This is a genomic window from Diaphorobacter ruginosibacter, assembly GCF_040396215.1.
In the GTDB taxonomy this organism is placed as follows: Bacteria; Pseudomonadota; Gammaproteobacteria; order Burkholderiales; family Burkholderiaceae_C; genus Diaphorobacter_A; species Diaphorobacter_A ruginosibacter_A.
In genome coordinates this window covers 1-7,661 of the sequence record NZ_JBEBOW010000156.1, presented here as the reverse complement: position 1 = coordinate 7,661, position 7,661 = coordinate 1, and the positions used below count along the sequence as shown (strand labels likewise).

Below are 7,661 nucleotides of genomic sequence, written 5' to 3'. Positions count from 1 at the left end.
GCGGCTCTAAGAATGTGTTCAAAACGACGGACTGATTCTAGGGCCTGCGGCATACCGCTTCGCGCCGCCTCCCGTGGCGTAAGTGCAATCCACATGCATCGAAGGGCCGGAGCGTTTCCTGCCAGCAACACATCCGCCGCGGCCATCCGAAACCCGCGGCAAGCAACGGCCCGCACGCGCAACCTACAATAGAGGGCTATGAGCCTGTCCACGATCACCGCCCTCTCCCCGCTTGACGGCCGCTACGCCGCCAAGCTTGCCGACCTGCGCCCCATCATGAGCGAGCATGGCTACATGCAGCGCCGCGTGCAGGTGGAAATCACCTGGTTCATCGCGCTGTCCGATGCCGGCTTCGCCGAATTCAAGCCCCTGTCCGCCGGCGCGCGCAGCTATCTGCACAGCCTCGTGAGCAACTTCAGCGAAGCGGACTCCGCCGCCATCAAGCACATCGAGAAAACCACCAACCACGACGTCAAGGCCGTGGAATACTGGATCAAGTCCCGTTTCGAGGCCCGTCCCGAGCTGGAGAAGGCCGCTGAATTCGTCCACTTCGCCTGCACCAGCGAGGACATCAACAACACCAGCCACGCGCTGCAGCTGCGCGCGGGCCGCGACCAGGTGCTGCTGCCCACGCTCGACCGCATCCAGCTCAAGCTGCGCGAGATGGCCCGCCAGTTCGCCGGCGTGCCCATGCTCAGCCGCACGCACGGCCAGACCGCCAGCCCCACGACCGTGGGCAAGGAAATCGCCAACGTGGTGATGCGCCTGCAGACCGCCAGCGACCGCATCAGCGGCGTGAAGATCCTGGGCAAGATGAACGGCGCCGTGGGCAACTACAACGCCCACCTGTCCGCCTGGCCCGAATTCGACTGGGAAGCGTTCAGCAAGAAGGTGATCGAGTCGCACGAGCCCGAGGGCCTGGGCCTCACGTTCCAGCCCTACTCCATCCAGATCGAACCGCACGACTACATGGCCGAGCTGTTCGACGCGGTGGCCCGCGCCAACACCATCCTGATCGACCTCTCGCGCGACATCTGGGGCTACGTGAGCCTTGGCTACTTCAAGCAAAAGCTCAAGGCCGGGGAAATCGGCTCCTCGACCATGCCGCACAAGGTCAACCCGATCGACTTCGAGAACGCCGAAGGCAACCTCGGGCTGGCCAACGCGCTGCTGCGCCACCTCTCGGAGAAGCTGCCCATCAGCCGCTGGCAGCGCGACCTGACCGACAGCACCGTGCTGCGCAACATCGGCGTGGCGCTGGGCTACGCGGTGCTGGCCTACAACTCGCTGCTGACGGGCCTGAACAAGCTGGAGCTCAACGAGGAAGCCATCGCCCAGGACCTGGACGCCAGCTGGGAAGTGCTCGCCGAGCCCATCCAGACCGTGATGCGCCGCTACGGCGTGGCCGGAGCCTATGAAAAGCTCAAGGAGGTCACGCGCGGCAAGACCGTTACCGCCGAGGCCCTTCATGCGCTGATCCGGTCGCTGGAAATTCCCCAGGCCGACAAGGACCGGCTGCTGGCGATGACGCCCGGCAGCTACACCGGCAAGGCCGCCGAACTCGCCAAGCGCGTCTGATCGGCGCAAGGCGGCCGGACCAGCCCATGGCACTCAAATCCACGATCTTCAAGGCGAACCTCTCGATCGCCGACATCGACAACGGCTACTACGCCGACCACGCGCTGACACTGGCCCGCCATCCCAGCGAGACCGACGAGCGCATGATGGTCCGGCTGGCGGCCCTCGCCCTGAACGCCTGGCAACTGCAGGCGGTGTGCAATGGCGATGGCACGCTGGCCTTTGGCGCGGGACTCTCCGATCCGGATGATCCGGACGCGTCCCTCACCGATTTCACCGGCCGCAAGCGCCTGTGGATCGAAGTCGGCCAGCCCGAGGACAAGCCGCTCACCAAGGCCTGCAGCAAGACCGACGCGGTCGTCGTCTATCCGTTCCACCACGCCGCCGAGGTCTGGTGGAAGGGCATCGAAAACAAGCTGGCGCGGCTCGACAAGGTGCAGGTATGGCGCATTCCCGCCGAGGCATCGCAGCAGCTCGCCACGCTGGCCGAGCGCAGCATGCAGTTGCAGGCGACGATCCAGGAAGGTGCGCTCACGCTGAGCAGCAACCTGGGCAGCGTGCACCTGGAGCCGGTGCGCTGGAAGTAGCCCGCCGCCCCTGCCGGGAGCATTCAGGGCGGCGGTAGCGGCGGCAGCTCCCGCCCCAGCTGCATGAAGCCTCCGCAGTTCCAGCACTGCTCGAACCCGCCCTCCACCGTCTCGCCGCAGCGGCACTGCCACCTGCGCTGCGGCAGTTGCGCCAGGTCGAGCAGCAGTTGCCGCGCGGCGCTCGCGTGCTCCTCATATTCGAGCCAGATCTCGGGGAGGCATTCGGCGGGCGGCATCAGGCCGTGCGCCGATGCGAAATGCTCGCGCAGCACGCTGGCCGGCAATCCCGCCTCGCACAGCAGATCGCACCAGATTCTGGCTTGCACGATGTCGGGAGCAGTGATCAGGCGCAGCATGATGCGCTCCACGATAGCCGTTCACGAGCGCCGCGTAAACACGCGCGCCGCTCAGCCGCCCGCGCGCTCCTTGTAGCGGGTAAAGCGCAGCGCCGTGCTTTCCATGGTGATACGCCGCCACACCGCGCGCTTTTGCACCGGGCTGAATTCCAGCCAGTTCTGCACCTCGCCGAAAGTGCGGCCGCAGCCCCTGCAGGTTTCATCGCCCTGGCTGGTCGAGCAGATGGCGATGCAGGGCGTGTCCGTGGTCGTCTCGTACCACTCGAGCCACGCGAAAAGCGCCTCGGGCGGCATGTCGTCCTCGGCGATCTCGTGCTGGCGTTGGTACACCATGCTCGCATACACCTGCGCCAGCGCGGACAGCTCCCGCGCCAGCCCCGCGCCCGCGTCGGCCGGCGCGCGTTCGCGCCAGTGGTTGATCGCGGCCTCGATATCGGTGATATGGATGAGTGGTTCGGAACAGCGCATAAGGGCCAGCGATGATAAGTCTTCCGCAATGCGCGCGACGCACCAAGGGTAATCCCCATTTTCCACTCACATTTCAAAAACAATAGCAAGCAAACAAGCAGCAATAGGCATGAGTGCTTGATTACATTCTTATAGACCTCAAGAAAATGCTATCCCACAGCTTGCGCGGGGCTTCCCGGCTGTGTTCCAATGGCGCGATTAAAGGGGAGTAGCTCCCAGCCCCGGGACTCGCCACGGCACAAGGGATCACACCCGCATGCCTGCACCGTTTTCCGGGCTATTCGGTCTGTCGTCAGTACGAAGCGCGAGCTTCCGGCAGCCCGGGCACAGGTGAAATACAACGTCAATAGCCTGGCTGAGCAAGACCTTTGATGGGCTCTGTCGGGCTGATCAAGGCTGCTCCTCCCGCGCGCGTCATGGCAAACGCACGCGCGAAGCCAGTTCTCTTCGGTCGTCCGGCATCCAATCAAGACAGGGCTTTGCACTACCTCGGTAGCGCGCCAGCCATTTGACTATTGACGTTGAGGACTTTATGGAATTTTTGACTTCGCCCGAATTCTGGGTCGCGCTCGGTCAGATCATCATCATCGACATCCTGCTGGGTGGCGACAATGCCGTGGTGATCGCACTGGCCTGCCGCAAGCTGCCGCCCGCGCAGCGCACCAAGGGCATCATCTGGGGCACCGCCGGGGCCATCGTATTGCGGGTCATCCTGATCGCGTTCGCCATGACGCTGCTGAACCTGCCTTTCCTGAAGCTCGTGGGAGCCATCCTGCTGGTGTGGATCGGCGTGAAGCTGCTGGCCCCCGATGAAGACGGCCACGGCGACGTCGCCGGAAGCGACAAGCTGTTCGCCGCCATCAAGACCATCATCGTCGCCGACCTGGTGATGAGCGTGGACAACGTGATCGCCATCGCAGGCGCGGCGCAGAACTCGGGCGAGCACTCGTTCCTGCTGGTGGTGCTGGGCCTGCTGATCTCCATTCCGATCATCGTCTGGGGCAGCCAGCTGGTCATCAAGCTCATGGAGCGCTTCCCCTTGATCATCACGGCCGGCGGCATGCTGCTGGGCTGGATCGCGGGCGGCATGCTCGTGAGCGACCCGGCGTTCGCCAACCCCGACAAGTGGCAATGGATGCTGAAGATCGCGCAGACCGACGTCATCCGCTATGCGGCCAGCGTGGCCGGCGCGCTGCTGGTGCTGGTGATCGGCAAGGCCGTCATGGCCCGCCGCAACGCGCAAGGCGCCGACGCCGCCCACTGAATCCGGAACCGAGTCCGGAACCGAGCGCGCCCACCGCGCGCCACCACCCACAGGCGCGGTAAAGACATGGGCCGAAGCGCCGCGACGGGGGAAAGCTCCCCTGTCGCGGCAGATCATGCCAAGGTCATGCAATCCCCTGATTTCCCGTAAAAAAGGACCGGCAACGCGGCCGCATCGGTATATTGTGTCCGCAGGCCCGCCCACTGGCCCGGAGCCCACGCCCGGCCGATGCACGCCCGTAGACCGCAGCAACTACAAGGACGCCCCATGGACACCGTAATCGTGTATGTCGACGATGCCGAATACGCACGGCAGATCATTCAGCCCCTGGCCCGCCAGGCCGGCGGCCAGGCGACCCGGTGGGTGCTGGTGGCCTGCGCGCCCCGCATGACGCACCGCATCAGCAAATGGGTCAGCCACAGCGCGCGCGAATCCTGGCGCGCCAAATGGGCCGACAAGCTGTTCGCGCAAATGCTGCCCTGGATCCAGGCCCAGGCCGGAGATCACGCCCGCGTGGACACCGTGCTCGCCAAGACGCCGCTGCCCGAGCTGATCGTCCAGTTGCAGCAGCAGTATGGCGGCAACCTTCAGCCCGTCGATGCGCGCAGGCCCAAGCAGGACAACGCGGCGCCCATGGCGAATACCGCGGCAGTCCCGCAGCCCGCGCCCGCCGCGGCCATCCCCGTGACCGTCAAGAAACCCGCCCGCAACTGGACGCTGCCCGGCACGCTCGCCGGACTGTTCTGCATGATGGTCATCGCCGTGGACTGACCACGGCCCCGCCACGGGCGCGGCGGTTCGCGCGCCCCGGTGCTATCCTTTCAAGCCATGAAACTACTGCTCAAATGGCTTCTCAGCGCGGCGGCGCTTCTGTTCGTTGCCTATATCTACAGCAGCGGGGTGGAAGTGCGCAGCTTCCCCAGCGCCCTGATCGCGGCGGCGGTCATCGGCCTTCTCAACACCATCGTGCGTCCCATCCTGATCGTGCTCACGCTGCCGGTCACGCTGGTCACGCTGGGGCTCTTTCTGTTCGTCATCAACGCGCTCATGTTCTGGGCCGCCAGTTCGTTGCTGGGCAGCGGCTTCCAGGTGCACGGCTTCGGCGCGGCGCTGCTCGGCTCGCTGATCTATTCCGCGCTCGGCATGCTAATCGAGAGTGCGGTCGGAAGCCTGTTCCTTCAGAAGTGACTCCACCTCGCGCAGACGCGTGTCGATGATCGAGGCATCGTAGAAATCGCCTCCGCCCTTGCGCGCAAGGTCCTGTCCGGCCTTGAAGCGGTCGCGCGCGGCGGCGTAGTCATAGTGGCCCATCTGCGCCTCCGCTTCCGCGCGGATGGCGCGCAGCGGCTGATTCTGCTGCCGCCAGACCTCGGCCAGCGCCTGCCATGCGCCCGCATCAGCGGGGTGGGTCGTCACCCAGGTCTGTAGCGGGCCGGTCATCTCGGCCGCGCGCTGCAGCTTCAGCATCACCTGCGTGCGCGCCAGCAGCTCGGGGCGGCCCACATCGGCCGTGGCCGTGATCTTCGCGCCGCCCGCATCCAGCTCCCGCAGCGCCTCCTGCGCATGGCCGGTTGCCATTTCCACCTCGGCGGCCAGCAGATGCGCCTGCCGGTTGGCCGCGGCGTCAGACTGCGCCAATGGCTTGAGCTTGCCCAGCGCCTCGCGCGCCTGCGCCTCGTCCTGCAGGTACAGCGCGCTCAGGGCCGCCGCATACAGGGCGCCCACGCGCCGGTTCAAGGACTTCTGCGCGAACGCCACGTCCCGAGTCTCATCCACATATTGCCGCAGCGCCTGCGCGCCCGGACGCATCAGCACCCGCGCGCGCGCCACCATCATCACATGTTCCAGCGACGCGGCCGGCTCGGCCACGTCATCCCTGCCCAGGCGCGTATGCATGTCGGCAATGCGCTGCGTGGTCAGCGGGTGGCTGCGAAGATAAGGCCAGTCGCCGTTGTCATTGATGCGATTGGCCTGCTGCAGACGATCGAACATGCCCACGAAGCCCTGGGGCGCAAACCCGGCAGGCTTCATCAGGCTGAAGCCGATACGATCCGCCTCGCGCTCCATGTCGCGCGTGAAATTGATCTGGCTCTGCATCACCGCAGCCTGCCCGCCCATCATCATCGCCATCCCCGCATCAGGATTGCGGCTGGCGGCCAGCGCCCCCAGCACCATCGAGCCGATCATCAGCGGCGTCATCTTGCCCTGCTGCGAAATCATGCGGGCGATATGCCGCTGCGTCACGTGGCTCATTTCGTGCGCCATCACCGACGCCAGCTCATCGCGCGTTCCCGTCACCGCGATCAGGCCCAGGTACACGCCAAAATAACCGCCCGGCAGCGCAAACGCATTCACCTGCTTGTCGCGCCCCAGAAGAATCTGCCACGCGTAGCGCTCCTTGAGCTCGTCCGACAGCTCGCCGCGCTGCTCCGAAGCCTTCATCAGCGACGCGAGGATCTGGCTCATATAGTCGGTCAGCACCACATCATCGAGATAGTCCGGGTCGCGGTACAGCTCCTTGATGATCCTGTCGCCCAGCTTGCGCTCCTGCGCCGTGGTCAGATCCTGCCCATCGCCCAGCGACGGCAGCCCGAACCCCTGCGCGGCTGCGGGAGCGGTGCCCGCCAGCGCGGACAACGCCAGAATCACCGCCATCGCCGCGCCAGCCGCGCGATGCCTGGGAAAGCGGGGAAAACGGCAAAAGCGGAAAAAACCAGGAAAACGGGGTGGATGATTTTTGCTGCTCAAACGATGCACCTCGACAAAAAGCCGGAGCCCCCGCCAGCCGGAAATCCGCCGACGAAGCCCCAGGCCCTGGGTATGATGCCCGGAGCATGCATTGGTTGCACCCCAATTGCAACAAGCGCGGACCGGCAGGTGACGGGCCTCAACCCATTGCGGCGTAGAAGAGCCCGGAACCCGGACACCTCAACCCACCCCCAATCCACCCGATACCCCCACCATGAGCCACGACCCCAGCAACCATCCGCAGCAGCAACAACAGCAAAACCTCACACACTTCGACCAGCAGGGCCAGGCGCACATGGTGGACGTGGGCGGCAAGCCATCCACCCGCCGGGTGGCCGTTGCCACCGGAGACATCCGCATGCTGCCCGCCACCCTGGCGCTGATCCAGTCGGGAACGGCCAAAAAGGGCGACGTGCTCGGCATCGCCCGCATCGCCGCCATCATGGCGGCCAAGAAAACCAGCGACCTGATCCCCCTATGCCACCCCCTGGCCCTGACGCGCGTGGCCGTGGAGTTCGAGATCAAGGAAGCCGCAGCGGCCGTCCAATGCACCGCCACCGTGGAAACCGTGGGGCAGACCGGCGTGGAAATGGAAGCGCTCACCGCCGTGCAGATCGCCCTGCTGACCATCTACGACATGTGCAAGGCCGTGGACCGGGG

9 protein-coding genes are annotated in these 7,661 nt (G+C 65.5%); 6 read left to right on the top strand and 3 right to left on the bottom strand.

From position 1 onward, the window contains the following. Window positions 1–198: 198 nt before the first annotated feature. Together purB and ABWP92_RS15395 are read left to right on the top strand one after the other, a co-directional pair. Window positions 199–1,578: an adenylosuccinate lyase gene (gene purB, locus ABWP92_RS15400; RefSeq protein ID WP_353236279.1), complete on the top strand. Its 1,380-nt coding sequence runs from the start codon at window positions 199–201 to the stop codon at window positions 1,576–1,578. A gap of 26 nt (window positions 1,579–1,604) precedes the next feature. Further along, window positions 1,605–2,165, top strand: coding sequence for a YaeQ family protein (locus ABWP92_RS15395; protein WP_353236278.1), 561 nt, complete (start codon window positions 1,605–1,607; stop codon window positions 2,163–2,165). Between the two features lie 23 nt (window positions 2,166–2,188). Here ABWP92_RS15395 and ABWP92_RS15390 read toward each other — a convergent pair whose 3' ends face one another. Together ABWP92_RS15390 and ABWP92_RS15385 are read right to left on the bottom strand one after the other, a co-directional pair. Next, complete coding sequence (locus ABWP92_RS15390; protein WP_353236277.1) at window positions 2,189–2,521, bottom strand: putative signal transducing protein; 333 nt, start codon at window positions 2,519–2,521, stop codon at window positions 2,189–2,191. 51 nt (window positions 2,522–2,572) lie between these two features. Then, window positions 2,573–2,989: a DUF3717 domain-containing protein gene (locus ABWP92_RS15385; RefSeq protein WP_353236276.1), complete on the bottom strand. Its 417-nt coding sequence runs from the start codon at window positions 2,987–2,989 to the stop codon at window positions 2,573–2,575. A gap of 532 nt (window positions 2,990–3,521) precedes the next feature. Between ABWP92_RS15385 and ABWP92_RS15380 the strand changes: the two genes are divergently transcribed. The 3 genes from ABWP92_RS15380 to ABWP92_RS15370 all read left to right on the top strand — a co-directional run bounded on the left by ABWP92_RS15380 (window position 3,522) and on the right by ABWP92_RS15370 (window position 5,441). After that, a complete protein-coding gene (locus ABWP92_RS15380; RefSeq protein WP_353236275.1) occupies window positions 3,522–4,253 on the top strand; it encodes a TerC family protein in 732 nt (243 codons plus the stop codon). 267 nt (window positions 4,254–4,520) lie between these two features. Further along, window positions 4,521–5,024 carry a hypothetical protein gene (locus tag ABWP92_RS15375; RefSeq protein ID WP_353236274.1) on the top strand — a complete coding sequence of 168 codons (504 nt, stop codon included), beginning with the start codon at window positions 4,521–4,523 and terminating at the stop codon, window positions 5,022–5,024. 57 nt (window positions 5,025–5,081) lie between these two features. Then, entirely contained in the window at window positions 5,082–5,441 is a 360-nt protein-coding gene (locus ABWP92_RS15370) for a phage holin family protein (RefSeq protein ID WP_353236273.1), read from the top strand. Here the strand turns inward: ABWP92_RS15370 and ABWP92_RS15365 are convergent. Further along, on the bottom strand, window positions 5,400–6,908 hold the full coding sequence (locus ABWP92_RS15365) for a M48 family metalloprotease (protein WP_353236272.1): 1,509 nt from the start codon (window positions 6,906–6,908) through the stop codon (window positions 5,400–5,402). The two genes, ABWP92_RS15370 and ABWP92_RS15365, sit on opposite strands and share 42 nt — an antisense overlap. A 307-nt stretch (window positions 6,909–7,215) precedes the next feature. On the opposite strand from ABWP92_RS15365, the gene moaC reads away from it, so the two are divergent. Beyond that, window positions 7,216–7,661, top strand: a 446-nt coding sequence (moaC, locus tag ABWP92_RS15360) for a cyclic pyranopterin monophosphate synthase MoaC (protein WP_353236271.1), incomplete at its 3' end; no start/stop codon positions are given.